We start from the raw sequence: 25,556 nt of genomic DNA on the forward strand, positions 1-25,556 counted from the left end.
GAAGTGCCGACCCAAACCCTAACGTTCAAGTTTAGGGTTACCAGTGTGTCTGCTTCATGGACTCTTCCGAACAGGACACTAAGTCGACAAGTGGCGCGCGTTCAACGAACACGCCGAACCTCCCGTTTTTCTTTTCACCCTATGTGATCACCCGTAGCGATGACCAACCAGGGTGCTGGCCAGGCCAAATACGCGTCAACTGCCCGACACCGCAGGGGCCGTGGGCGCACTCACGTCGAAGTGTCCCGCTTTGGGAGCCGCTTCCATGAGAGCGGTGAGAACTTTCGCCTTCACCTGACCCCCTTCGGAGCTGCCCCAGACCACCGTGCGCCCCCGGGTGAGTTCCAGGGAGATCGAGTCGTACGAAGCGACCCGCACGACCTCGGTGTCCTCGGCGACGCGGCCCGGGAGCTCACCGGCGACCCGGACCGCCTCCCCCACCAGCCGGTCACCACCGAACCGGCGCAGGCTCGCGGACTTCTCGGGGGCCAGTTCCAGCAAAGGTACACCGCCGGGCGATTTGTCCACCGTTGCGAAGCGCACGCCCTTGGCGTCGACTTCGGTAAATTTTGCACCCTTTTTGATCAACAGGACCGGCTGCCGTTCGGCCACTTCGAGACGGATCCCGTGCGGCCACGACCGCACGACGTCCACCGAATCGATGCGGGGCAGCTCCCGGAGCAGCCGGGCGGCGATGGCGTCGGTGTCGACGGAGACCAGCGGTGCCCCGACCGGTACCGCGGCGACGCTCTCCACCTCGGCCGGGGTCAGCACGTCGAGGCCGGTGGTCGTGACCTGTTCGACCCGGAGCCAGGAGGATCCGTAGAGCGCCCAGAGGACGCCGGAACCGAGCAGCAGTGCCAGCACGCCGCTCACGATCAGCGTTGCGCGGCTGGGCAGTCGGCGCCCCTCGGGGCGCGTGCGCGGCGGGCGGACCGGGGATTCCTCCCGCTGCGCCGTACCGCGCCGGGCGGTTGTCGGTCCGGCCACGCTCGCTCCTCACACCGGGTCCGGGGGCACCGCCCCCGGACCCGTCGGCCTCACGCGCCTCGGCGTGCGGCGATCGCCTCGTACACCATGCCGACGAGCAGGTCGTCGGCGTCCCGGCGGCCGAACTCGGCGGCGGCTCGGGACATCTCGTACAACCGGTGCGGATCCGCGAGCACCGGGAGGACGTTGCCCTGCACCCATTCGGGGGTGAGCGCCGCGTCGTCCACCAGCAGACCGCCGCCGGCGTTGACCACCGGCTGGGCGTTGAGCCGCTGTTCACCGTTGCCGATGGGCAGCGGGACGTACGCGGCCGGGAGCCCGACGGCGGAGAGTTCGGCGACGGTCATCGCGCCGGCCCGGCAGAGCATCATGTCGGCCGCGGCGTACGCGAGATCCATCCGGTCCACGTACGGTACCGGGATGTAGGGCGGCATCCCGGGCATGTTGTCCACGTGCGGCAGTTCGTTCTTCGGGCCGACCACGTGCAGGACCTGGATCCCGGCGCGCTGCAGCAGCGGGGCGACCCGCTGCACCACCTCGTTGAGCCGGCGCGCGCCCTGCGAGCCGCCGGAGACCAGCAGCGTCGGCAGGTTGGGGTCGAGGCCGAAGGTGGCGCGCGCCTCGGGGCGGACCCGGGCGCGGTCCAGGGTGGCGATGGTGCGGCGCAGCGGGATGCCGATGTAGCGGGCGCCGCGCAGCTTGCTGTCGGGCGTGGAGACCGCGACTCCGTGGGCGTACCGCGAACCGATCTTGTTGGCCAGGCCGGGGCGGGCGTTGGCCTCGTGGACGACGATCGGCACCCCGGCCCGCTTGGCGGCGAGGTAGCCGGGCAGGGCGACGTAGCCGCCGAAGCCGACGACACAGTCCGCCCGGGTGCGTTCCAGGATCTGCTCGGCGGCCTTGATGGTGCCGCGCAGCCGTCCCGGGACGGTGATCAGTTCCGGGGTGGGCTTGCGGGGCAGCGGCACGGCCGGGATCAGGGCGAGTTCGTACCCCCGCTCGGGTACGAGCCTGGTCTCGAGTCCGCGCTCCGTGCCCAGGGCAGTGATTCCCACGGTCGGGTCCTGCCTGCGCAGGGCGTCCGCGAGGGCGAGCGCGGGCTCGATGTGGCCGGCGGTCCCCCCACCGGCGAGTACGACATGCACCGAAATTCACCGCTCTCCGGACGGACGCTTCTTGACGCGCCGTCTCATCGTCTTCCATCTCACCCCGGGCCTTCGCATGGCCAGGGCCGCCTTCGCTGCGGGATCCTCTCGCGCGAACGCGATCAGCAGCCCGACGGCGAACATGGTCGGCAGCAGGGCCGACCCTCCGTAGGAGAACAGCGGGAGCGGGACACCGGCGATCGGCAGCAGGCCGAGCACCGCACCGATGTTGATCACGGCCTGCACCGTGATCCAGGTGGTCACGCCTCCCGCGGCGTACCTCACGAAGGGGTCCTCCGTGCGTCCGGCCACGCGGATACCCGCATAGCCTAGAGCCGCGAAGAGGGCGAGTACCGACAGCGTCCCCGCCAGCCCCAGTTCCTCCCCGGTGATGGCGAAAATGAAGTCGGTGTGCGGTTCAGGCAGTTGACCCCATTTTTCCACACTCGCACCGAGCCCGGAACCGAACCATCCGCCGGAGGCCAGAGCATAGATTCCGTGCACGGCCTGCCAGCAGGAGTCCCCCGGCCCGGGCTCGGTGGCGCCGATGCAGGCCAGTCGCGACATGCGGTTCGGACTGGTCTTGATCAGCACGAAGGCGATGAGCGCGGCGAAGCCGAGCACCCCGGCGAAGAGCCGGGTGGGCGCCCCGGCCAGCCAGAGCAGCCCGAAGAGGATCGCGGTGAGGATGATCGCGGTGCCCATGTCGCCGCCGAGCATGATCAGTCCGAGAAGCATGAAGGCGACCGGTACCAGCGGGACGAGCAGGTGCTTCCACTGCGCCAGCAGCCGCTTGTCCTGTTTGCGGGCGAGCAGGTCCGCGCCCCACAGGACCAGGGCGAGCTTGCCGAACTCGCTGGGCTGGAGCTGGAAGGGTCCGCCCAGATAGAGCCAGTTCTGGTTGCCGTTGACCGACATCCCTATCCCCGGCACCTGGACCAGCACCATCAGGAAGACGGTTCCCATGAGCAACGGGTAGGCCAGCGCCCGGTGGAGCTTGCCGGGCATCCGGGCGGCGAGCGCCATCAGCCCGGCGCCGATGACGGCGGCGAGGAACTGCTTGCGGAAGAAGTAGGTGCCCGGCTTGTCGAGTTCCAGGGCCTTGATCATCGAGGCGGAGTAGACCATCACCAGGCCGAGCACGGTGATCAGCAGGCCCGCGCCCAGGATCAGGTAGTAGGCGGTCAGGGGGCGGTCCCAGGCCCTGCGCGCCCGCTCGTACATCCGGCGTGCGCCGCCGCCGCGCGGGGAGCGCGAGCCGCCGGTGGAACGCCCCTTGGCGCGGGGGACCGCGGGGCGGCGGGCGCCGGTGGCCGACCGGACCCGCAGCGCGGTGCCCAGCGGCACCGGGGCGCCCGTGCCCGCGCCCGCGAGCAGGCGCGGGGGGAACGCCCGGCTGATCGGCGCGGTGGCCCGTGAGCGGTGCCCACAGGCCGCGGCGGAGCTCTCTTCGGCCGGCATTGTCGCTGTCCCCTCCACTGCTCGTGCCCGGGGCCGCCGCCGGGGCCCGGGACGCGGCGGCCCGCCCCCGGTCGTCCGGGACAGTACGGCGCGGGGACCGGACCCGTCAGGCGCTCTCGGCGGCGAGCGCGCGGACCGCGTCCGCGAACGCCTCGCCCCGCTTGTTGTAATTGACGAACATGTCCATCGAGGCACAGGCCGGGGCCATCAGCACGGTGTCCCCCGGGCGGGCGAGCCGTGCCGCCTCCCGGACCGCCTCGGACATCGCCCCAGTGTCGGTCCGGTCGAGGTCGACCACCGGGACCTCGGGGGCGTGTCGCGCGAGGGCTTCCCGGATCAGCTCCCGGTCCCGGCCGATCAGGACGGCGCCGCGCAGCCGTCCGGCGGCCGCGGTCACCAGTTCGTCGAAGGTCGCGCCCTTGGCGAGGCCCCCGGCGATCCAGACGATCGGGTCGTAGGCCGCGAGCGATGCCTCGGCGGCGTGGGTGTTGGTGGCCTTGGAGTCGTCGACGTACGCCACCCCGGCGACGTTCGCGACGTGCTCGATGCGGTGCGGGTCGGGGCAGAAGGCCCGCAGCCCGTCCCGTACGGCCGCGGGCTCGACGCCGAAGGCACGGGCCAGGGCCGCGGCCGCCAGGGCGTTGGCGATGTTGTGCGGGGCCGGCGGGTGGATGTCCCCGACCTCGGCGAGCTCCTGGGCCTGCTTCTGCCGGTTCGCCACGAAGGCGCGGTCGACGAGGATGCCGTCGACGACGCCGAGCTGGGAGGGGCCGGGGGTGCCCAGGGTGAAGCCGATGGCCCGGCAGCCCTCCTCCACGTCGGCCCCGCGGACCAGGTCCTCGGTCGCCGGGTCGGCCGCGTTGTACACGCAGGCGACCCGGTTGCCCTCGTAGACCCGGCCCTTGTCGGCGGCGTAGGCCGCCATGGAGCCGTGCCAGTCGAGGTGGTCCGGGGCCAGGTTGAGGACGGCCGCGGAGTGGGCGCGCAGCGAGGGCGCCCAGTGCAGCTGGTAGCTGGACAGCTCGACGGCGAGCACGTCGTACTCCTGGTCGCCGACCACGGCGTCCAGGAGCGAGACGCCGATGTTGCCGACGGCGGCGGTGCGCAGACCGGCCGCCTCCAGGATCGAGGCGAGCATCCGTACGGTCGTGGTCTTGCCGTTGGTGCCGGTGACCGCCAGCCACGGGGCCGCGTCGGGACCGCGCAGCCGCCAGGCGAGTTCGACGTCGCCCCAGACCGGGACGCCCGCCTCGGCGGCTGCCGCGAAGAGCGGTTTGTCGGGCTTCCAGCCCGGCGCGGTGACCACGAGCTCGGTGGACTCGGGCAGGGTCGCCCCGTCGCCGAGGCGCACGGCGATGCCCTGCGCCTCCAGCTCCGCGGCCTGCGTCCGGGAACGCTCGTCGTCCCCGTCGTTGACCACCGTGACGACGGCCCCGAGGCCGTGCAGCACCTTGGCCGCCGGGATCCCGGAGACCCCGAGTCCCGCGACGGTGACGCGCTTGCCCTGCCAGTCCGGGTTGCTCACTTCTCGGCTGCCCATCCTGCGTAGAAGAGACCGAGGCCGACGATCACGCACATGCCCTGGATGATCCAGAAGCGGACCACGACAAGGACTTCGGACCACCCCTTGAGTTCGAAGTGGTGCTGGAGCGGTGCCATCCGGAAGACCCGCTTGCCGGTCATCTTGAAGGAACCGACCTGGATGACCACGGACATGGTGATCATCACGAAGAGGCCGCCGAGGATGGCCAGCAGGAACTCGGTGCGGGAGCAGATCGCCAGGCCGGCGAGCGCGCCGCCGAGGGCCAGCGAGCCGGTGTCGCCCATGAAGATCTTGGCGGGCGAGGTGTTCCACCACAGGAAGCCGAAGCAGGCGCCCATCAGCGCGGAGGCGACGACGGCCAGGTCGAGCGGGTCTCGCACCTGGAAGCAGGCGTTGGGGTTGGTCAGGGTCTCCGCGTTGGCGCAGGACTCCTGGAACTGCCACAGCCCGATGAAGGTGTACGCGCCGAAGACCATCACCGAGGCGCCGGTGGCCAGACCGTCCAGGCCGTCCGTCAGGTTCACGCCGTTGGACATGGCGAGGATCATGAACAGCGCCCAGACGACGAACAGCACCGGGCCGATCGACCAGCCGAAGTCCGTGACGAACGACAACCGGTCGGAGGCCGGGGTGTTGCCGCGGGAGTCGGCGAACTGGAGCGAGAGCACCGCGAAGGCGATGCCCACGATCAGCTGGCCCGCCATCTTCGCCTTGGCCCGCAGACCCAGCGAACGCTGCTTGACGATCTTGATGTAGTCGTCGAGGAAGCCGACGAGACCCATGCCCGCCATCAGGAAGAGCACCAGCACGCCGGAGAATCGCATCTCCTCGCCGGTGATCAGCTTCGCCGCGATGTACGCGATGATCGTCGCCAGGATGAAGGCAATGCCGCCCATGGTGGGCGTGCCCTTCTTGGACCCGTGGGTGCGCGGGCCGTCGTCCCGGATGAACTGGCCGTATCCCTTGCGGGCCAGCAGCTTGATCAGCAGCGGAGTTCCGACCAGGGTCAGGAAGAGCCCGATGGCCCCCGCGAACAGGATCTGCCTCATCGGCCCGCGACCTCGCCCTCGGACGCGTTGCCCAGCAGCGCCATGACGACCTGCTCCAGGCCGACCGACCGGGACGCCTTCACCAGCACGACGTCTCCCGGGCGCAGTTCACTGCGCAACAGGTCGACCGCGGCCTGTGCGTCGGACACGTGCACCGACTCCTCACCCCACGAACCCTCGTTGTATGCGCCCAGTTGCAGCCAGGAGGCTTCTCTCCCCCCGACGGCGACGAGCTTGCTGACGTTGAGCCGGACGGCGAGCCGTCCGACCGCGTCGTGCTCGGCGAGCGAGGCGTCGCCGAGCTCGGCCATCTGGCCGAGCACCGCCCACGTACGCCGGCCCTTCCCCATGGCGACCAGCGCGCGCAGCGCGGCTTTCATGGATTCGGGGTTCGCGTTGTAGGCGTCATTGACGAACGTCACGCCGTCCGGACGCTCGGTGACCTCCATGCGCCAGCGGGAGAGGGTGCCCGCCTCGGAGAGCCCTTCGGCGATCTCGTCTGCGGACAGGCCCAACTCATGGGCGACGGCGGCCGCGGCGAGCGCGTTCGACACGTGGTGCTCACCGTACAGGCGCATGGTCACGTCGCTGCACCCGGTGGGTGTGTGGAGCTTGAAAGCGGGGCGTCCGTCGTCGGTGAGACGGACGTTCTCTCCCCGTACGTCCGCTTCCGCGGCTTCGCCGAAGAGCAGCACCCGGGCCCTGGTGCGGGAGGACATGGCGCGTACGAGCGGGTCGTCGGCGTTGAGCACGGCGGTGCCGTCCTCGGGCAGCGACTCGACCATCTCGCCCTTGGCCTGTGCGATCTGCTCCCGGCCGCCGAACTCGCCGATGTGGGCGGTGCCGACGTTGAGGACCAGGCCGATCCGGGGCGGGACGAGGCCGGTGAGGTAACGGATGTCCCCGATGTAGCGCGCGCCCATTTCGAGCACGAGGTGGCGGGTGTCCTCGGTGGCGCGCAGGGCGGTGAGCGGCAGGCCGATCTCGTTGTTGAGGTTGCCCGCCGGGTAGACGGTGGGCCCCTTGCGTTCGAGGAGCTGGGCGATGAGGTCCTTGGTGGAGGTCTTGCCGGCGGAACCGGTGAGCGCGACGACGGTGGTGCCGAGGCGGCCCACGACGGCCCTGGCGAGCGCGCCGAGCGCCGCCACGACGTCGTCGACGACGATCGCCGGAACACCGACGGGGCGGGCGGCCAGCACCACTGCCGCGCCCGCCTCGACGGCGCGCTGCGCGTAGTCGTGGCCGTCGACCCGCTCGCCGGCGAAGGCGACGAACAGACTGCCGGGCTTCACCTCCCGGGAGTCGATGACGACCGGTCCGCTGACGGTTGCTGCCGGATCGGGTATGTCGTGCGACTGCCCGCCGACGATTTCGGCGATCTCGGCGAGGGAAAGGGCGATCACTTGGTCATCCCTGACTGTTGTTCTCGTGGGTGTGGGCGCGGGGGGCGGCGTCCGTGGTGCTCGCGTGCCCCAGGGAGCGGTCGATGGCCGCGCGCAGGACCACGCGGTCGTCGAAGGGGCGTACGACGCCGTGGATGTCCTGGCCCTGCTCGTGGCCCTTGCCGGCGACCAGCACGGTGTCACCGGGTTCGGCACGGGCGACCGCGGCGGCGATGGCCGCGGCCCGGTCGGCGTCGACCAGGACGTCGCCCCGCTCGTGGACGGGGACCTCGGCGGCGCCCGCGAGCATGGCGGCGAGGATTCCGAGGGGGTCCTCGGAACGGGGGTTGTCGGAGGTCAGTACGGCGGTGTCGGCGAGGCGGGCCGCGGCGGCGCCCATCGGGCCGCGCTTGGTCGTGTCGCGGTCGCCGCCGCAGCCGAGGACGATGTGGAGCCGGCCCTCGGTGACCTTGCGCAGGGAGCGCAGGACGGATTCGACGGCGTCGGTCTTGTGCGCGTAGTCGACGACCGCGAGGTAGGGCTGTCCGGCGTCCACCCGCTCCAGCCGGCCGGGGACGCCGGGGACGGCCGCGACGCCGTCGGCCGCGCTCTGCGGGTCGATCCCAGCGACGGCCAGGGTGACGATCGCGGCGAGGGTGTTGGCGACGTTGAACGGGCCGGGCAGCGGGGCCCTGGCCGCGATCCGTTCGTCCTTGGGGCCGACGACGGTGAAGGTGGAGCCCAGCGGACCCACCTCGACCTCCTCGGCCCGCCAGTCGGCGTCCGGGTGGCCCTCGGCGGAGAAGGTGACGACCGGGACGGACGCCTCGGTGACCAGCCTGCGGCCGTACTCGTCGTCGAAGTTGACGACGCCCTGCCGGCTGCGCCCGGGCGTGAAGAGCCGCGCCTTGGCCTGGAAGTAGTCCTCCATCCCGGAGTGGAACTCCATGTGCTCCGGGCTGAGGTTGTTGAAGACCGCGACGTCGAAGACGCAGCCGTCGACCCGGCCGAGCACCAGGGCGTGGCTGGAGACCTCCATGGTCACCGAGTCGACGCCGCGCTCGCGCATGACGGCGAACAGGGCCTGCAGATCGGTGGCCTCGGGGGTGGTGCGCTCGGACTTGATGCGCTCGTCGCCGATCCGCATCTCGACGGTGCCGATCAGTCCGGTGGCGCGGCCCGCGCCGCGGAAGCCGCCCTCGACGAGGTACGCGGTGGTGGTCTTGCCGGACGTCCCGGTGATCCCGATCTGGAGGAGGTCGGCGCCGGGCCGTCCGTAGATCTCGGCGGCGAGTTCGCCCATCCGGCCGCGCGGGTCCTCGGTGACCAGCACCGGCAGTCCGGTGGCGGCGGCGCGTTCGGCGCCCGCCGGGTCGGTGAGGATCGCCGTCGCGCCGAGGCCGGCCGCCTGGGCTGCGAAGTCGGCGCCGTGGAAGCGGGCGCCCGGCAGGGCCGCGTACACATCACCGGGACGCACCGCCCGCGAATCGTGGGTGATGCCGGTGACCTCGCCGGTTCCCGGCGGTTCGACTCCCAGCCGGGCCGCCAGTTCGCCGAGCGGCGTCGGTCCGATCCGGTCCGGACGGGGCGCTCCCGGGTATTGCGCGGGCGCGGCCTTCTGGGTGGTTTGGAACTGATCAGCGTGGGGCACGGCGGTGAGCGTACCGGGCGCACCCGGCCTCTCGCGAAGTGAGGGGCCGGGGTTCCGGTGGTTCCGGTTCCGGTTCCCGGGTTCGGGCGTGATGGTTGTCACTGCTTGGGTCCCCGGGTTCACTCGTCGGGTTCGAAGGACACCGGCAGCCTGGCCGGGCCGCTGCCGGACGGCGGGGTCTGCAGGGTCTTCAGCGCGAATTCCATGACCTGCTTGTAGATCGGCCCGCAGATCTGGCCACCGAAGTAGCTGCCCTTGGTCGGGTTCTGGATCGCGCAGTAGACGGTGATCTGCGGCTTGTCGGCGGGGGCGAAGCCGGCGAAGGAGGCGGTGTAGCCGTGGTATCCGCCGCGCACCGGATCGACCCGGTTGGCCGTACCGGTCTTGCCCGCCACCCGGTAGCCCGGGATCTTGGCCTTCGTGCCGGTGCCCTCCTCGTCGCCGACCACCGACTCCAGCATGGCGGCCAGCGTCCTGGCGGTCTTCGCGCTGATCACCCTGGTCCGTTCGGGGGGATCGGCGGCCCGGAAGCGGCCGTCGGCGTCCTTGGTGCCGCGCACCAGCGTGGGCTCGATCCGGACACCGCCGTTGGCGATGGTGGAGTAGATGGAGGCGGCCTGCATGGCGTTGAGCGAGAGGCCCTGGCCGAAGGGGATCGTGTACTGCTGCGAGGTCGACCAGTCGCCGGGGGCGGCGAGGATGCCGGGGGTCTCGCCCGGGTAGTCGAGGCCGGTCGGCGAGCCGATCCCGAATTTGCGCAGGTAGGAGTAGAGGACCTTGTTGGCCTGGGCCTGGGTTCTGCCGAGTTCGCCGGTGGCCAGGATGGTGCCGATGTTGCTGGACTTGGCGAGTACGCCGTTGAGCGTCAGGTACCAGGTGGGGTGGTCGATGTCGTCCTTGAAGAGCCGGTCGCCGCGGTGCAGCCGGTTGGGGACGATGACGTGGGTGCCCGGGGTGGCGGCCTTCTCCTCCAGTACGGCGGCCATCGACATGACCTTGCTGGTGGAGCCGGGTTCGTACGCGTCCTGGAGCGCCGCGTTGCCCAGCGCCGCCGCGTCGGCCTGCGAGAGGTCGTTGGGGTCGAAGCCGGGGGCGTTGGCCATGGCGAGGACCTCACCGGTCCTGGCGTTCTGGACGATCACGTAGCCCCGGTCGGCCTTCGACTTCTTCACCTGGTCGGTGATGGCCCGCTGGGCGGCCCACTGGATGTCGCGGTCGATGGTCAGCTCGATGTCGGACCCGGCGACGGCCGGGATCTCCTTGGTGCCCGCGGTGGGCACCCGCCGGCCGCCGGCCTGGGCGTACCTGATCTTGCCGTCCTCGCCCGCCAGCTCCTTGTCCAGCTTCGATTCGAGGCCGCCCGCGCCCTTGCCCTCGGCGTTGACGTAGCCCAGTATCCCGGCGGCGAGTCCGCCGTTGGGGTACACCCGTTTGGTCGTCGCCTCCTGGAAGACCCCGGCCAGCACGTTGGCTCCGGCACCGCCGCGCGCCCGGTCCTTGGACGCCTTCTCCGCGAAGACCGACTTGAGGTCCTTGATCTGGTTCCAGACCTGTGGGGTCTGGCGGCGGGCCAGGACGGTGTAGCGGCCTTTTCCGGCCAGTTTCCGGGTCAGTTCGGCGGTGTCGGTGCCGAGGATCGGAGCGAGGAGCGCCGCGGCCTGCTGGGGCGCGTCGGGGGCCTTGCTGAACTCGGGCGTGAACATCGAGGGGTCGGCGGTGATGTTGTACGCGTCGACGCTGGTGGCCAGCGCGATCCCGCTGCGGTCGGTGATCTCGCCGCGCTCGGCGGAGATCGTGTAGTCGAGGTAGCGGTTCTCCTTCGCCTTGGCCGCGTACGCGTCGGCGTCGACGGCCTGGACCTGGAGGAGCCGGACGACGAACACCAGCATGACGAGCGTCAGGGCGAGGCTGACCAGCCGGAGCCGGGGGCGCGGGTTGCCCAGTCGCAGCGGGCCCGCGGGGCGGGGGCGGGACGGGCGCGGGGCCGGGGCCGCGGGGCGGCGGGCCGCCAGCCGGGGGCGCCGGCCGTCCGTGGCGCCGCGCGGGCGGGCGGGGCCGGGGACCCGGCGGCGCGGTGGTTCCTTGGACGGCACTGGGTCACCTGCCGGGGCTCGTCGGGGGCTGGTCTGCCGGGGTGCGCGGCGTGGCGGGCGGGGCCGCGGGGGCGGTGGGGCTCGTGGTGCCCGAGGGAGTGGCCGGGGTCCGTGCGGCGGTGCGGGACGCGGTGCCGGCGCTCGGCCCGGCCGCGGGGGTCCCGGTGCTGCGCGGCCGGGCCGGGGCCGGGGTCGGTTCGGCAGTGGCCTCGGAGGGCACGCCCCGGACCTTGCCGTCCGGGCCGAGGAAGGCGGGGGTGCCGCCCGGCACCATGCCCAGCTCGCGGGCGCGCCGTTCCAGGGCGTCCGGCTTGGAGTAGCTGTCGACGTCGCGCTGGAGGGCCTGCTGCTCGTCGGTGAGTTCGGTGGTCCGCTTCTTCAGCTCGCTCAGCCTGAACGATCCCTCGTTGAGGGCCGAGTTGAGCACCAGGAGCATGATCAGGCCGCCGCCGAGGAGCACCACCACCAGCAGGACGAAGGGGGTGCGGGCCGCTTTGCTGGGCCGGGACGGCATCAGCCGGGCGAGCCGCGCGGCCCGCCCCTTCAACTGCGCGGCCGGTCCGCTCACCGCGCCGCCCCGGCCGCCACCGGGGGCCGGAGGTCCGGGCGCCGGGCACTCATCGCTCCTCCTCGCGGATCCGCTGGGCGCCGCGCAGCCGGGCGGGGGCGGCGCGCCGGTTCTCGGCGACCTCTTCCTCCGTGGGCAGCTCCGCACCACGGGTCAGCAGCTTCAGCCGGGGCTGGTAGCGCTCGGGCACGACCGGCAGTCCGGGCGGCGCCGTGGTGGCGGCGCCCGCCGCGAACACCTGCTTGACCAGCCGGTCCTCCAGCGAGTGGTACGAGAGGACGGCGATCCGGCCGCCGACCGCGAGGCTCTGCACGGCCGCCGGGATGGCCCGTTCCAGAACGGTGAGCTCGCCGTTGACCTCGATGCGCAGTGCCTGGAAGGTGCGCTTGGCGGGGTTGCCGCCGGTCCGCTTGGCGGCCTGCGGCAGCGCGTCACGGATCAGCTCGACGAGTCGGCCGCTGTTGCTGAACGGCTCCTTCTCGCGCTCGCGCACGATCGCCGAGACGATCCGTTTGGCCTGCTTCTCCTCGCCGTACGCGCGCAGGATGCGCACCAGTTCGCCCGGCGGGTACGTGTTGAGCACCTCGGCCGCACCGATACCGGTCGTCTGGTCCATGCGCATGTCGAGCGGGGCGTCCTGGGCGTAGGCGAAGCCCCGGTCTGCCTCGTCCAGCTGCATGGAGGAGACGCCGAGATCGAACAGCACGCCCTGGACCTTCGGGACGCCGAGCCTGTCGAGCACCTCGGGAAGCTCGTCGTAGACCGCGTGCACCAGGGTGGCCCGGTCGCCGAACGGGGCGAGCCGCTCGCCGGAGAGCCGCAGCGCCTCCTTGTCCCGGTCCAGCCCGATCAGCCGCGCAGAGGGGAAGGCCGAGAGCAGCGCCTCGCTGTGTCCGCCGAGGCCGAGGGTGCAGTCGACGACCACGGGCGCCTGCGGGCCCGGCGTCTCCAGAGCCGGGGCCAACAGGTCCAGGCACCGCTGGAGCATCACCGGGACGTGTCGGGTCTGGCTCATGTGCCCTCTCAGGCTCAGGTCCCGGGCGGTCGTACGTACGGCCCGGTCCCCGCCCGCTCGGAAGGGGAGGCCGACCGGCACCGGAAAAGGGGTGCCTGCCGACCGGCGAGCGGGAGAGGGCCGGGCCGCACGTACGCCGCGCACGGGGGAAATCTTCGGAATGTGCAGGGTGTCGGTAACTTCCCGTCACTTTAGTCCACCCTGCCATTCGATCGATTCCCGATCAATCAGCCGGGCTGCGCGTCGCCCTGCGCGGCACTCACCCGACCGGAGGGGCGCCGGGAGGCTTGTGGGTTACCTCACAACAAGTCTCGTTGACGTTCTTTGTCCCTTCTCACAGCACGGAGCGAAGGGGAGCGGGGGATAACGTCATCACCATGTCGACTTCCGCGCACTCCCCCTCCGGGGCCGCCGTGCCCGCCGCCGATCAGGCCCCTGACGGGGAGACGGTCACCGACCGCCTCGTCGCGGCGAACACCCGGTACGCCGCCGGTTTCGAGGACCCGGGCATGGACGCGAAGCCGGTGCTGCGCGTCGCCGTGGTCGCCTGCATGGACGCCCGGCTCGACCTGCACGACGCGCTCGGCCTGGCGCTCGGCGACTGCCACACCATCCGCAACGCGGGCGGCGTGGTCACCGACGACGTGATCCGCTCGCTGACCATCAGCCAGCGGGCCCTGGGCACGCGCAGCGTGATACTGATCCACCACACCAACTGCGGTCTGGAGTCGATCACCGAGGAGTTCCGCCAGGAGCTGGAGGTGGAGGTCGGCCAGCGTCCGGTCTGGGCGGTCGAGGCGTACAAGGACGCGGACCAGGACGTGCGGCAGTCGATGCAGCGCGTGCGCACCTCGCCGTTCCTGCTGCACACCGATGACGTCCGCGGCTTCGTCTTCGACGTGACCACCGGTCTGCTGCGCGAGATCCTGCCCGCCTCCTGACCCCCCGGTATCACCCCTTCCGGAACCGAAAAATCCCACCGAACCCGGCATATCGCCCCCACTTGTCCACAGGCAAGTGACATGACGCGCCAACGGCAACAAGAATGCCCGTGTGGCATCCCGCCGGACGGTTCCGGAAGGGGTGTCCATGTTTCGGGGTGGCCGGGCGGCTCCATGCGCGTCGGTCCGTGATTGGGGTACCCCTTGCCCCTCGTGGGCGGGGGCAGGGCCGAGGAGGGCCGGGTGACGACCTATGACGATCGAGCGAGCCTCACAGATCTGACCACGACCGCGGAGCGGGTGCGCAGGTCGGTGGAGCGGGTGATCGAGGGCAAGCCCGAGGTCGTACGGCTTTCGCTGACCGTGCTGCTCGCGGAGGGACACCTCCTCATCGAGGACGTCCCCGGGGTCGGCAAGACGATGCTGGCCAAGGCGCTGGCGCGGTCCATCGACTGCTCGGTGCGGCGCATCCAGTTCACGCCGGACCTGCTGCCCTCGGACATCACCGGGGTGTCCGTCTTCGACCAGCAGCGGCGTGACTTCGAGTTCAAGCCGGGCGCGATCTTCGCGCAGATCGTGATCGGCGACGAGATCAACCGGGCCTCGCCGAAGACCCAGTCGGCGCTGCTGGAGTCGATGGAGGAGCGCCAGGTCACCATCGACGGGCACAGCTACGAGCTGCCCGATCCGTTCATGGTGGTGGCCACCCAGAACCCGGTGGAGATGGAGGGCACCTATCCGCTGCCCGAGGCCCAGCGCGACCGGTTCATGGCGCGGGTGTCGATCGGCTATCCGAACGCGGACGCCGAACTGCGGATGCTCGACGTGCACGGCGCCGTCTCGCCGCTCGACGACCTCCAGCCGGTGGCGCACGCACACGACATCGTGAAGCTGATCGACGCGGTGCGCACGGTGCACGTCGCCGATGCCGTGCGGCGGTACGCGGTGGAGCTCGTCGGGGCCACCCGCAGCCATCCCGACCTCCGGCTCGGCGCCTCGCCGCGGGCCACGCTGCACCTGCTGCGCGCCGCGAAGGCGTCCGCGGCGCTGGACGGCCGGGACTACTGCCTGCCGGACGACGTGCAGGCGCTGGCGGTCGCGGTGCTCGCGCACCGGCTGCTGCCCACGGCGCAGGCCCAGCTGAACCGCCGCACCTCCGAGCAGGTCGTGCAGGAGATCCTCCAGCGGACACCGGTCCCGACCGCCGCCGGCGGCGTCCGGACGCAGCCCCACCCCCGGCAGGGGCCCCCGGCGTACGGCCGGCAGCCCGGCGCCCGGCGGGTGTGATGGCATTCGGGGGACCGCCCGCGAGGAACGACGGCGACGACAGGGGCGCGCTGCGCGCGGCCCTGGGCGGGCTGACCACGCGCGGGAGGTCCTTCCTCGCGGCCGGTGTCGCCGCGGCGGTCTGCGCGTACGTGCTGGGGCAGGGGGACCTGCTGCGGGTCGGGCTGCTGCTCGCCGCGCTGCCGCTGGTCTGCGTGGTGGTGCTCGTCCGCACCCGGTACCGGGTGGCGGGCACCCGGCGGCTCTCGCCGTCCCGGGTTCCGGCGGGCACGGAGGCGCGGGTCCACCTGCGGATGGAGAACGTGTCGCGGATACCGACGGGGCTGCTGATGCTCCAGGACCGGGTGCCCTACGTGCTCGGGCCCCGGCCCCGGTTCGTGCTGGACCGGGTGGAGGCCGGCGGCCACCGCGAGGTGTCCTACCGGGTGCGCTCGGACCTGCGCGGGCGCTATCCGCTCGGGCCGCTCCAGCTGCGGCTGAGCGATCCGTTCGGGATGTGCGAGCTGACCCGCTCGTTCAGCGCGTACGACACCCTCGTCGTCATTCCGCGGACCGAGCCGCTGCCGCCGGTGCGGCTGGCCGGCGAGGCACCGGGGTACGGCGAGGGCCGGCAGCGCTCGCTGGCGCTGGCCGGTGACGACGACGTGATCCCGCGCGGTTACCGGCACGGCGACGACCTGCGCCGGGTCCACTGGCGTTCCACGGCGCGCTACGGCGAGCTCATGGTGCGCCGCGAGGAACAGCCGCAGCGGTCCAGGTGCACGGTGCTGCTGGACACCCGGCGGATCGCCTATCGGGGGGCGGGGCCCGACTCCGCCTTCGAGTGGGCGGTCTCCGGGGCCGCGTCGGCTCTGGTGCACATGCTGGAGCGCGGCTTCGCCGTCCGGCTGCTGACCGACGACGGGACCACGGTTCCCGGTGAGGGCGCGGGCGGTTTCGCCGGTTCGACGCAGGAGTCCGCCGACTCGGCGGGGCTGATGATGGACACCCTGGCGGTGGTCGACCACTCGGACGGCAGCGGCCTGTCGCGCGCGTACGACGTGCTGCGCGGCGGCAACGAGGGGCTGCTGGTCGCGTTCTTCGGCGACCTCGACGAGGAGCAGGTCGCGGTGGCGGCGCGGATGCGGCAGCGCAGCGGCGGTGCCGTGGCGTTCGTCCTGGCCGACGCGGCCTGGTCGCAGGGCGACGCCCCGGCCCCTGGGGCGGAGGCGGCGTCCGGGGAACGGCTGCGACTGCTGCGGGAGTCGGGCTGGACGGCGGTCCCGGTGACGCCCGGGACCGAACTCGCCGAATACTGGCGGCAGGCGGGACACCAGAGCGTGACGGCGGAGTCCGTCGGCGGCGCGGGCGGTACGACGGGTTTCTCCGGGGGATGGTCATGAGCGGTCGTGGTCGGCTGGCGCTGTGCGCCTTCGTGGCGACGCTGGCGGCGGCGACCTCGATGCTGCCGCTGGTCGATCCGGCGAGCTGGATCCTGCAGGCGGCCTTCCTGCTGGCGGTCCAGAGCGGGACGGGCGCGCTCGTCCGCCGGGCGCCCGTGCCCCGTGCGGTGATCGTCGCGACGCAGGCACTGGTCATGCTGGTCCTGCTGACAGTGGTGTTCGCCAAGGAGCAGGCCCCGGCCGGTGTGCTGCCGGGTCCGGAGGTGCTCCAGCGGCTGGCGGAGCTGCTGACGGCGGGCGCCGAGGACGTCGGCAGGTACGCCGCTCCGGCGCCCGTGACGGACGGCATCCGGCTGATGCTGATCGGCGGTGTGCTGCTGGTCGGCCTGGTCGTGGACGCCCTCGCGGTGACCTTCCGCAGCGCGGCCCCGGCCGGTCTGCCGCTGCTCGCGCTGTACTCGGTCGCCGCCGGGCTGTCCGAGGGCGGGGCCGGCTGGCTCTGGTTCCTGCTGGCGGCCGGCGGCTATCTGCTGCTCCTGCTGGCGGAGGGCCGGGACCGGCTCTCGCAGTGGGGGCGGGTCTTCAGCGGTGCGACCCCCGGGGCCCCGCAGGGCCCGGCGGTCGGCGCGGCGCTCTCGGGCGGCCGCCCGACGGCCCCGGTCCGGACCGGGCGCCGCATCGGCGCGCTGGCGCTGGGCGTCTCGCTGGTCGTACCGGCGGCGCTGCCCGCGCTCGACGGCGGCCTGCTGAGCGAGCGGAACGGCGGCGGGGGCGGCCAGGGGGGCGGCGGCACCATCTCCGCGGTGAACCCCCTGGTCTCGCTGCAGAACAACCTGAACCAGCCGGAGAACCGGCAGGTGCTGTCCTACCGCACCAACTCCAACGATCCGCAGGGCTTCTATCTGCGCATCCTCGCCCTGGACCAGTTCAACGGCAACGAGTGGCGGCCCTCCACCCGCCGTCTGAGCGACGTGCCCAAGCGGTTCCCGCAGCCGGAGGGCCTCGGCCCGGACGTCAAGGTCACCGAGGTCCGGTCGAACATCTCCTCGTCGCGTTCCTACCGGCAGACCTATCTGCCGCTCCCCTATCCCGCGACCGAGGTCAGGATCGGCGGACGCTGGCGGTACGAGCCGACGGGGCGGACGCTCGTCGGGGACGGCGGGGAGACGACCGGCGGTGCGCAGTACGAGGTGTCCAGCCTGGTGGTGCAGCCGACCGCCGACCAGCTCGCCTCGGCGGGTCCCGCCCCGGCCGCCCTGCGGCGTGAGTACACCCGGGTGCCCGGCTCCCTGCCGGATGTGGTCGGGAAGACCGCGGCCAAAATAACCAAGGGCGCCGCCAACGACTACGAGCGGGCGGTGAAGCTGCAGAACTACTTCGCGTCGAACGGCGGCTTCGTCTACAACACCTCGGTGACCTCGGGCACCGGGAGCGCGGCGATCGGCCGCTTCCTCAAGGAGAAGCAGGGCTTCTGCGTCCACTTCTCCTTCACGATGGCCGCGATGTCGCGGACGCTGGGCATCCCGGCCCGGGTCGCGGTGGGCTTCGCCCCCGGCACGGAGCAGGCGAACGGTTCGGTCTCGGTGGGGCTGCGCGACGCGCACGCCTGGCCCGAGCTGTACTTCGAGGGCGTCGGGTGGACCCGTTTCGAGCCGACCCCGACGCGGGGCAGCGTGCCGGCGTACACCCAGTCGGAGGCCCCCGAGGGCGACGCGAGCGACCCGGCCGTGCCGGAGGAGAACACCTCGACCGCCCCGACGGCCGTTCCGGCCGCCCCGGACGACTGCCCGGTGCAGATGCGCAAGCAGGGCGAGTGCGGGGACACCACGGCGCAGGGAGCGGTGGCCCCGACGGATTCCGGTACGCCGACGGGCACCGTCGTCGGTCTGTCCCTGCTCGCCGTGGTGATCCTCGTGCTGCCCCTCCTGCCGATGCTCTGGCGGCTCCGGGCACGTCGTCGCAGGCTGGCCGCGCCCGCCGGGCGGGCGCCGGTCCAGGAGCGGGCCGCGCCGTCGTCGGCCGACGGACGGGCCGTGCCGTCGGACGCGCGGTCCACCGCTCCCGGCCCGGAGGGGGACCGGGGCGGCGCGTGGGCTCCCGCCCCGGCGGACGCGGCGGGCACGACGGCCAGGACGCTGGCGGCCTGGCGGGAGATCACCGACACCGCCTGGGACCACGGCATCGAACCGGACGACTCCCGGACCCCGCGCAAGGCGGCGGTGCGGATGGTGCGGCTGGGGCGGCTCGAATTCGACGCGGCGGACGCGGTGCACCGGGTGGCCGGGGCGGTGGAGCAGGTCCTCTACGCCCCGGAGCCCCGTCCGGCCACCGGCCTGTCCGAGGACGTGGAGACGGTACGAGCCGGTCTGCGGGCGTCCGTCGGCCGGGTTGCCCGGATCCGGGCGGTCGTGGCACCGCGCTCGGCCGTTCGGGTGATCTGGGCGGCCTCGGCCCGCTGGGCGGCGTTCACCGGCCGGTGCTCGGCTCTGTGGGGCCGTCTCCGGTGGCCGGTGCGGCCGCTGCGGCGCCCGTTCCGCCCCCAGGACTGAGGCACGGCCCGCGGGCCGCCGGAAAGGACGACCGGAAGACCGGTCCTTGCTCCGGCGGCCCGCTGGACCGGCCCGGGGCCGGCCGGCCCCGACAGGGCGACGGCCGGCACGCCGCCGCACCGCCCGGACGGTACGGCGGCACCGGACCGGGGTGCGCGAGCACCGGACGGGCCGCGCATCGGCACGGCGACCCGGCACACGATCACCGCCCGATGCGTCATGGGCGCGGTTTCCACGCGTCTCGGCCGGCCCGGGCAGGCAGGACTGAGGGGCGGCCGCGAAGTCGCGGCCGCCCCTCGGTCCAGGAGTGTGCGAGGGCTACTGGCCCTGCTCGTCGCGGCGGCGCTGCCACCGCTGCTCGATACGGTTCATCACGGTCCGGCGCTGCCTCGGGTGGTGACGACCGCCACCACTGCTTGCCGGATGCTCGCCCGGCTTGGGCGCCTTGCGCCAGCCGGTGACCGCGAGGACCGCACAGCCCAGCATGACGAGAAATCCCACCACGCTGATCCAGATCAGCTGAGCGACCATTCCGGACATGAGGAGCGCGATACCCACCAGGAAGCCTGCGACCGCCTGATAGACCCGTCGCCGGGTGTACGTACGCAGCCCGCTTCCCTCGAGCGCTGTCGCGAACTTGGGATCTTCGGCGTACAGCGCTCGCTCCATTTGCTCGAGCATTCGCTGCTCGTGCTCCGAGAGCGGCACGGAGTCCTCCTCGTCGTCGGCCGCGGGGGGCGGCCGGTATGCGGCCCTTCCAGGATAGGCAGGGATTCGCCCCCGTGAAACCCGCCTTCTTGCCCATCAGCCAGTCCGGGCCGCCATGACGACTCGGCTGCTGAGGCGTTGATTCCCCGACCTCCGATCCGTCATGCCGGATGGTGTCCCCCGATCATACGGGGCGAAGCCCCCGATCGGGGGGTCCGGGGCGTACTCCGTCTGCCGCTGCGCCGCTGATCAGCCGTGCCGCGGCCCCGGACGGCCGCCGGACCGGCTCGCGCTCAGCCGCGCTTCGTGCCCAGAACGTGCAGCTGCGTCGCGACCGAGTGGAAGGCGGGCAGCTCCGCCACCGCGGCCTCCAGCTTGAGCAGCGCCTCCATCGCACCGGGCTCGGTGTCCACCAGGACGCCGGGAACGAGGTCCGCGAAGACCCGTACCCCGTGGACCGCGCCGACCTCGACGCCGGCCCCGGAGACCAGCTCGGTGAGCTGCTCCGCGGTGTAGCGCCGGGGCACCGGGTCTCCCTCGCCCCAACGGCCCGCCGGGTCGCCGAGCGCCTGCCGGGCCTCCGTGAAGTGACCGGCGAGCGCGCGTGCCAGGACCGCGCCGCCGAGCCCGGCGGCGAGCAGGCTGAGCGCTCCGGCCGGCCGGAGCGCGTCCACCGCGTTGCGCATCCCCTCGGCGGGGTCGTCCACGTACTCCAGGACGCCGTGGCACAGCACCGCGTCGTAACCACCGCGCTCAACCACCTCGAACAGGCCGTGGATGTCGCCCTGCACACCGCGGACCCGGTCGGCGACCCCGGCCTCGGCGGCCCGGCGCTCCAGCGCGAAGAGCGCGTTGGGGCTGGGGTCGACGACGGTGACGCGGTGGCCGAGGCGGGCGACCGGCACCGCGAAGTTTCCGGTGCCGCCGCCGGTGTCCAGGACATCCAGGGCGTCCCTGCCGGTCGCCTTGACCCGGAGGTCGAGGGCGTCCTTGAGTACGTCCCAGACCACGGCGGTACGGAGGGAGGCGCGGGGGCGCAGCTGGTCCGACACGGCAGATGACTCCTCGGCACGGTGCCGCCACTGACGGCGGGAGCGTGAACAGTGCAGGTGGTACGAGTGCTGTCCACCCTATTGCCTCGCGCCGCCGGGGCCGTCATCCCGCGACCGGCCGCCCCACCGCCCCGCGGCGGAGCTCCCGCCGCACGGCACGGCCCGCTCCCCCGCCCGTACCGAGCGGCTGCCGTCCCGGGCCGGGACGGGGCTCCCCGTCCCGGCCCGGGACGCCCGTCACGCCGTGTCGGGCCGCTCCTTCCGGGACTGCGGGAGCACCGGCTGGAGCACCAGCAGCCGCTCGACCAGGCGCAGGAACATCGCCGCGTCGCGCAGCAGGTCGTCGGCGTCCCGACGGCCGGCGGCGCCCGGGATCCCGGCCTCCGCCCGGGCCCTGCGGGCGGCGCCGGAGGCGAACAGCGCGCTCCACTCGGTCAGCTCCGGAGCTATTTCGGGGAGGACCTCCCAGGCGCTGCGGATGCGCTCCCGGCGACGCCGGGTCGTCTCCGGGCGGCCCCGCGCGGCCAGCACGGCGGCCGCGGTCCGCAGCGCGGCGAGGTGGGCGGTGGCGTACCGCTCGTTCGGCACATCGAGAACGGCTGCCTCGTCGAGACCGGCGCGGGCCTGGGCGAGCAGATCGAGAGCGGCGGGCGGGGCGGTGGTGCGTCGCAGGACGGGGTGGACATCGCTTGCCGGACCGGTCAGTGAGGGGGCAGGGCCGTCTGCGCGGCGCCGGGGTGCGGCTGCTGCGGACGAGTGGGCCATGACGAAACCTCCTGTCTCGTGTAACGACTCCGTGGCCGTATGCATCCATCGTGGGGGGCACCACTGACAGTCCCCGTCTCGACCGCGCTGACCTGCCCCTTTGCCTCGATCGCAAGTTCGGGCTACCTTTTTGCACTGACTGGTCAGTTCAAAATCAGGGGAGGGTCAGTGGACAGCCCGCACGGGGCAGCCGTCACTGCCGGGAATCTCGGCCTCAAGGGACCGCGCGGCTGGGCCTTCCGCGGCGTGGACGTCGAGGCCGGGCCCGGCTCGCTGGTGGCGATCGAGGGCCCCTCCGGCTCCGGCCGCACCTGCCTGCTGCTCGCCCTCACCGGCCGGATGCGCCCCACCGAGGGCCACGCGGAGGTCGGCGGACTGAGCCTGCCGCGCAAGATGGCGGCGGTGCGCCGCGTCTGCGGCCTGGGTCCGGTGCCCGGCGTCAGCGAGCTCGACCCGGCCTTCACCGTCGCCGAGCACCTGCGTGAGCGGGCCCTGCTCCAGCGCCGCTACGGCGGTTCGCTGCGCGCCCTGCTGCGCCCGCGCGCCGAGCGGATCGCCACCGCGCAGGAGCGGATCGACACGGCGCTGGCCGCCGCGGGCCTCGACCCGGCCACCCTGCCCAAGGCCGAGCGGACCTCCGTACGGGATCTGGAGCGGCTGGAGGCGCTGCGGCTCTCCGTCGCGCTGGCGCTGATCGGCAACCCCCGGCTGCTCGCGGTGGACGACACCGACCTCAAGCTCTCCGACTCCGAGCGCGCCGAGGCGTGGGAGCTGCTGCGGTCCGTCGCGGCCGGTGGCACGACCGTGCTGGCCGTCTGCAGCCAGGCCCCCGAGGACGCCCTGACCCTGCGCACCGGCGCCGGCGGCGACACCGGGAACGACGCGAACGGCAACGGCTCGAAGAGCACCGACGGCACGAACACGGCCGGCACGGCCGACGGAACCACGACCGGGAAGGGGACGGCCGATGCGTTCGCCGAAACTGGCCGCGCTTGAGCTCAAGCGCTTCGGCAGGGGAAAGCTGCCGCGCGCCGCACTGGTCGCGCTCCTGCTCCTGCCGCTGCTCTACGGCGCCCTGTACCTGTGGTCCTTCTGGGACCCGTACGGGCGCCTCGACAGGATCCCCGTCGCGCTGGTCAACGACGACAAGGGCGCCACCGCGGCCGGGAAGCGCATCACGGCCGGTGACGAGATCACCGACAAGCTCCTCGACTCCAAGGTGTTCGACTGGCACGAGGTGAGTTCCGCCGAGGCCGCCGCGGGCGTCGAGGACGGCACGTACTACCTCTCGCTCACCATGCCCCCGGACTTCAGCGAGCGGATCGCGTCCAGCTCGGGCGACTCCCCCGAGACCGGCGCGCTCCAGGTGCGCACCAACGACGCCAACAACTACATCGTGGGACAGATCTCCCGGACGGTGTTCTCCGAGGTGCGCACCGCCGCGTCGACCAATGCCTCGCGCGGCTTCCTCGACCGGATCTTCATCAACTTCTCCGACCTCCACGACGCGACGGAGAAGGCCGCCAAGGGCGCCGACGACCTCAAGGGCGGCATCGGCAAGGCGAAGAAGGGCTCGCAGGACCTCGCGGACGGGCTGAAGGACGCCAAGGCCGGCAGCGGCCGGCTGGCCGGCGGCATCGTCAAGCTGAACAAGGGCGCGGGCGACCTCGAAACCGGCTCCCGCCAGGTGGCCGAGGGCACCCAGCAGCTCGCCGACAAGGTGAACGGGGTGGCGTCCGACGTCCGTCCGTTCCTGAAGGACAACGGCAAGTCGATCGGCGACACCGCCCGGCTGGTCGCCGACTCCTCCCAGGCCGTGCGGGACAACCTCGACCTGCTCGTGAAGGCCGCCCCCACCGCGGCCACCGCCGCCCACACGGCCTCCGACGACCTGGCCGAGCTCTACCGCACCAGCTGCGCGCAGGAGCAGGACGCCGACCCCGGCCTCTGCCCGCCCCTGGAACGCGCCACGACCGCCGCGGCCGACGTCGCGAAGGTCGCCGACGACGTGAACGTCCTGGTCACGAACCAGAACGGGGACCTGAAGAAGCTGCGCACCCGGCTGGCCACGCTCCAGCGCCAGGCCGAGGACCTGGCCGAGCACGCGCCGCGCCTGGACGAGGACCTGGAGTCCGCCGTCAAGAAGGTGAACGCGCTGAACACCGGGGCGCACAAGGTCGCCAAGGGGGCGAACGACCTGCACACCGGGCTCACCACGGCCCGGACCGGCTCCGCCGACCTGGACACCGGGGTGAGCGACCTCAGGAAGGGCGCGGTGAACCTGGACAGCGGCCTGATCCGGCTCGGCGACGGCTCGACCACCCTCGCCGAGGGGCTCAACGACGGCGTCGGCAAGATCCCCGACTACGACAAGAAGGACCGCGACGCCCGTACGGGAGTCATGGCCGACCCGGTGCAGCTGGCCTCCGAGTCGCTGCACAAGGCCCCCAACTACGGCACCGGTTTCGCCCCGTACTTCATCCCGCTCTCCCTGTGGGTCGGCGCGATGGTGGCGTACATGCTGATCCAGCCGCTCAACCGGCGGGCGCTCGCCGCCGGGGCCTCCGCCTGGCGGATCGCCTTCGCGGGCTGGCTGCCGGTGGCCGCGATCGGGCTGCTCCAGGTGGCCGCCCTGATGGCCGTACTGCACTGGGGACTGGGGCTGCAGATGACCCGGGCCGCCGGGACAATCGCCTTCCTGGCCCTGGTGACCTGCTGCTTCGCGGCGATCGTGCAGTGGCTGAACGCCCGGTTCGGCGCCGCGGGACGCATCCTCGTCCTGGCGGTGCTGATGCTCCAGCTGACCTCGGCCGGCGGAACGTACCCCGTCCAGACCAGTCCGGGCTTCTTCAACGCGATCCATCCCTACCTGCCGATGAGTTACGTCGTCGAGGGGCTGCGCCGGCTGATCACCGGCGGCGGTCTCGGACCGGTCTGGCAGGGCAGCGCAGTGCTGCTGGCCTTCACGGCGGGGGCGCTCGCCCTGACCGCGGTCGCCGCACGCCGCAAGCAGGTCTGGACCCTGGACCGGCTCCACCCGGAACTGAGCCTGTGAGCGCGCCGGGACCTGTGAGAATCAGGGGCATGGAAAGCAGCAGCACCACGCGTCGCCGGGCCACCCGGCAGAAGCTCTACGAGGCGGCCGTGACCCTCATCGCGGAGAAGGGCTTCTCGGCGACCACGGTGGACGAGATCGCCGAGCGCGCCGGGGTCGCCAAGGGCACGGTCTACTACAACTTCAAGAGCAAGACCGAACTCTTCGAGGAGCTGCTGCGGCACGGCGTCGGGCTGCTCACCGCCTCGCTGCGCTCCGCGGCCGAGGAGACCGGGCGGCGCGGCGGCACCCGGGTCGAGGCGCTGGACGCGATGATCCGGGCCGGCCTGGTCTTCATCGACCGGTACCCGGCGTTCACCCAGCTGTACGTCGCGGAGCTGTGGCGCACCAACCGGGCCTGGCAGGGCACCCTCCTGGTGGTGCGTCAGGAAGCCGTCGCGGTGGTCGAGGGCGTGCTGCGCGAGGGGGTGGAGAACGCCGAGCTGAGCCGGGAGATCGACATCCCGCTGACGGCCGCCGCGCTGGTCGGCATGGTGCTGGTGGCGGCCCTGGACTGGCAGGCGTTCCAGCCCGAGCGGTCGATCGACGACGTGCACTCGGCGCTGTCGCTGCTGCTGCACGGGCGGGTCAGCGGGCGCTGAGCCGCCCGACCGCCCCGGCAGGGCGGAAGCGCACGGCGGGCACAGGAGCGCATACGGAAGGCGCCGGTCCGGTGAGACCCGGTTTCCCGGGTCCGCGCCGGACCGGCGCCTTCCGTAACTGCTGGAGAACTTCCCCCGTGGCCCCGTGTCCCCCGTGGCCCCGAGCCCTCCGTCGTACTCCCCCGTTCCGGAAGGGAGTGCCGCGACCGTTCCGCCGCCCCGTGCCGGCGGTGCCTGCGCGGCGCCCCTCTCCGTGCCCACCACTCTCCCGTCCGGGCA

Annotated in this window: 20 protein-coding genes; 7 read left to right on the forward strand and 13 right to left on the reverse strand. The window is 72.6% G+C overall.

From position 1 onward, the window contains the following. Positions 1-195: 195 nt before the first annotated feature. The 10 genes from ACFYW1_RS06275 to rsmH form a co-directional block, all read right to left on the reverse strand. On the reverse strand, positions 196-990 hold the full coding sequence (locus ACFYW1_RS06275) for a cell division protein FtsQ/DivIB (RefSeq protein WP_388987770.1): 795 nt from the start codon (positions 988-990) through the stop codon (positions 196-198). A gap of 50 nt (positions 991-1,040) precedes the next feature. Next, complete coding sequence (murG, locus tag ACFYW1_RS06280; RefSeq protein ID WP_388987773.1) at positions 1,041-2,135, reverse strand: undecaprenyldiphospho-muramoylpentapeptide beta-N-acetylglucosaminyltransferase; 1,095 nt, start codon at positions 2,133-2,135, stop codon at positions 1,041-1,043. A gap of 6 nt (positions 2,136-2,141) precedes the next feature. Then, positions 2,142-3,596, reverse strand: coding sequence for a putative lipid II flippase FtsW (gene ftsW / locus ACFYW1_RS06285; protein ID WP_388987776.1), 1,455 nt, complete (start codon positions 3,594-3,596; stop codon positions 2,142-2,144). 106 nt (positions 3,597-3,702) lie between these two features. Continuing rightward, complete coding sequence (gene murD / locus ACFYW1_RS06290; protein WP_388988172.1) at positions 3,703-5,121, reverse strand: UDP-N-acetylmuramoyl-L-alanine--D-glutamate ligase; 1,419 nt, start codon at positions 5,119-5,121, stop codon at positions 3,703-3,705. Next, positions 5,118-6,188 (reverse strand): phospho-N-acetylmuramoyl-pentapeptide-transferase, encoded by a 1,071-nt coding sequence (mraY, locus tag ACFYW1_RS06295; protein WP_388987779.1) that lies wholly within the window; start codon positions 6,186-6,188, stop codon positions 5,118-5,120. The genes murD and mraY overlap by 4 nt, the downstream gene beginning before the upstream one ends. Beyond that, positions 6,185-7,591: a UDP-N-acetylmuramoyl-tripeptide--D-alanyl-D-alanine ligase gene (gene murF / locus ACFYW1_RS06300; RefSeq protein WP_388987782.1), complete on the reverse strand. Its 1,407-nt coding sequence runs from the start codon at positions 7,589-7,591 to the stop codon at positions 6,185-6,187. Before murF ends, mraY begins: the two co-directional genes overlap by 4 nt. A 4-nt stretch (positions 7,592-7,595) precedes the next feature. Beyond that, positions 7,596-9,323: a UDP-N-acetylmuramoyl-L-alanyl-D-glutamate--2,6-diaminopimelate ligase gene (locus tag ACFYW1_RS06305; protein ID WP_388987785.1), complete on the reverse strand. Its 1,728-nt coding sequence runs from the start codon at positions 9,321-9,323 to the stop codon at positions 7,596-7,598. Positions 9,324-9,340: 17 nt separating this feature from the next. Continuing rightward, the gene (locus tag ACFYW1_RS06310; protein WP_388987788.1) at positions 9,341-11,314 is read right to left on the reverse strand and encodes a peptidoglycan D,D-transpeptidase FtsI family protein; all 1,974 of its coding nucleotides are present in this window, start codon (positions 11,312-11,314) and stop codon (positions 9,341-9,343) included. Positions 11,315-11,318: 4 nt separating this feature from the next. Further along, positions 11,319-11,882, reverse strand: a complete 564-nt coding sequence (locus tag ACFYW1_RS06315; protein WP_388987791.1) for a septum formation initiator family protein — start codon at positions 11,880-11,882, stop codon at positions 11,319-11,321. Between the two features lie 49 nt (positions 11,883-11,931). After that, complete coding sequence (gene rsmH / locus ACFYW1_RS06320; protein WP_388987794.1) at positions 11,932-12,897, reverse strand: 16S rRNA (cytosine(1402)-N(4))-methyltransferase RsmH; 966 nt, start codon at positions 12,895-12,897, stop codon at positions 11,932-11,934. 377 nt (positions 12,898-13,274) lie between these two features. On the opposite strand from rsmH, the gene ACFYW1_RS06325 reads away from it, so the two are divergent. The 4 genes from ACFYW1_RS06325 to ACFYW1_RS06340 all read left to right on the forward strand — a co-directional run bounded on the left by ACFYW1_RS06325 (position 13,275) and on the right by ACFYW1_RS06340 (position 19,056). Next, the gene (locus ACFYW1_RS06325) at positions 13,275-13,838 is read left to right on the forward strand and encodes a beta-class carbonic anhydrase (RefSeq protein ID WP_388987797.1); all 564 of its coding nucleotides are present in this window, start codon (positions 13,275-13,277) and stop codon (positions 13,836-13,838) included. 243 nt (positions 13,839-14,081) lie between these two features. Then, on the forward strand, positions 14,082-15,125 hold the full coding sequence (locus ACFYW1_RS06330) for an AAA family ATPase (protein ID WP_388987800.1): 1,044 nt from the start codon (positions 14,082-14,084) through the stop codon (positions 15,123-15,125). Next, on the forward strand, positions 15,125-16,507 hold the full coding sequence (locus ACFYW1_RS06335; RefSeq protein ID WP_388987803.1) for a DUF58 domain-containing protein: 1,383 nt from the start codon (positions 15,125-15,127) through the stop codon (positions 16,505-16,507). Before ACFYW1_RS06330 ends, ACFYW1_RS06335 begins: the two co-directional genes overlap by 1 nt. Next, complete coding sequence (locus ACFYW1_RS06340) at positions 16,504-19,056, forward strand: DUF3488 and DUF4129 domain-containing transglutaminase family protein (RefSeq protein WP_388987806.1); 2,553 nt, start codon at positions 16,504-16,506, stop codon at positions 19,054-19,056. The genes ACFYW1_RS06335 and ACFYW1_RS06340 overlap by 4 nt, the downstream gene beginning before the upstream one ends. A 318-nt stretch (positions 19,057-19,374) precedes the next feature. Here ACFYW1_RS06340 and ACFYW1_RS06345 read toward each other — a convergent pair whose 3' ends face one another. From ACFYW1_RS06345 to ACFYW1_RS06355, 3 genes are all read right to left on the reverse strand, one after another. Then, entirely contained in the window at positions 19,375-19,764 is a 390-nt protein-coding gene (locus tag ACFYW1_RS06345) for a DUF3040 domain-containing protein (RefSeq protein ID WP_388987809.1), read from the reverse strand. A 293-nt stretch (positions 19,765-20,057) separates the two neighbouring features. Further along, positions 20,058-20,816 carry a class I SAM-dependent methyltransferase gene (locus ACFYW1_RS06350; RefSeq protein ID WP_388987812.1) on the reverse strand — a complete coding sequence of 253 codons (759 nt, stop codon included), beginning with the start codon at positions 20,814-20,816 and terminating at the stop codon, positions 20,058-20,060. 237 nt (positions 20,817-21,053) lie between these two features. Next, positions 21,054-21,581 carry an SAV_6107 family HEPN domain-containing protein gene (locus tag ACFYW1_RS06355; protein ID WP_388987815.1) on the reverse strand — a complete coding sequence of 176 codons (528 nt, stop codon included), beginning with the start codon at positions 21,579-21,581 and terminating at the stop codon, positions 21,054-21,056. Positions 21,582-21,749: 168 nt separating this feature from the next. Between ACFYW1_RS06355 and ACFYW1_RS06360 the strand changes: the two genes are divergently transcribed. The 3 genes from ACFYW1_RS06360 to ACFYW1_RS06370 are packed head-to-tail and all read left to right on the forward strand — an operon-like array spanning position 21,750 to position 25,277. Further along, the gene (locus ACFYW1_RS06360) at positions 21,750-22,577 is read left to right on the forward strand and encodes an ATP-binding cassette domain-containing protein (RefSeq protein ID WP_388987818.1); all 828 of its coding nucleotides are present in this window, start codon (positions 21,750-21,752) and stop codon (positions 22,575-22,577) included. Continuing rightward, positions 22,549-24,636 (forward strand): YhgE/Pip family protein, encoded by a 2,088-nt coding sequence (locus tag ACFYW1_RS06365; RefSeq protein ID WP_388987821.1) that lies wholly within the window; start codon positions 22,549-22,551, stop codon positions 24,634-24,636. The genes ACFYW1_RS06360 and ACFYW1_RS06365 overlap by 29 nt, the downstream gene beginning before the upstream one ends. A gap of 29 nt (positions 24,637-24,665) precedes the next feature. Next, positions 24,666-25,277, forward strand: a complete 612-nt coding sequence (locus ACFYW1_RS06370; RefSeq protein ID WP_388987824.1) for a TetR/AcrR family transcriptional regulator — start codon at positions 24,666-24,668, stop codon at positions 25,275-25,277. Positions 25,278-25,556 lie beyond the last annotated feature (279 nt).

Origin of the sequence: Streptomyces sp. NPDC002669 (assembly GCF_042889165.1) — a bacterium.
In the GTDB taxonomy this organism is placed as follows: domain Bacteria; phylum Actinomycetota; class Actinomycetes; order Streptomycetales; family Streptomycetaceae; genus Streptomyces.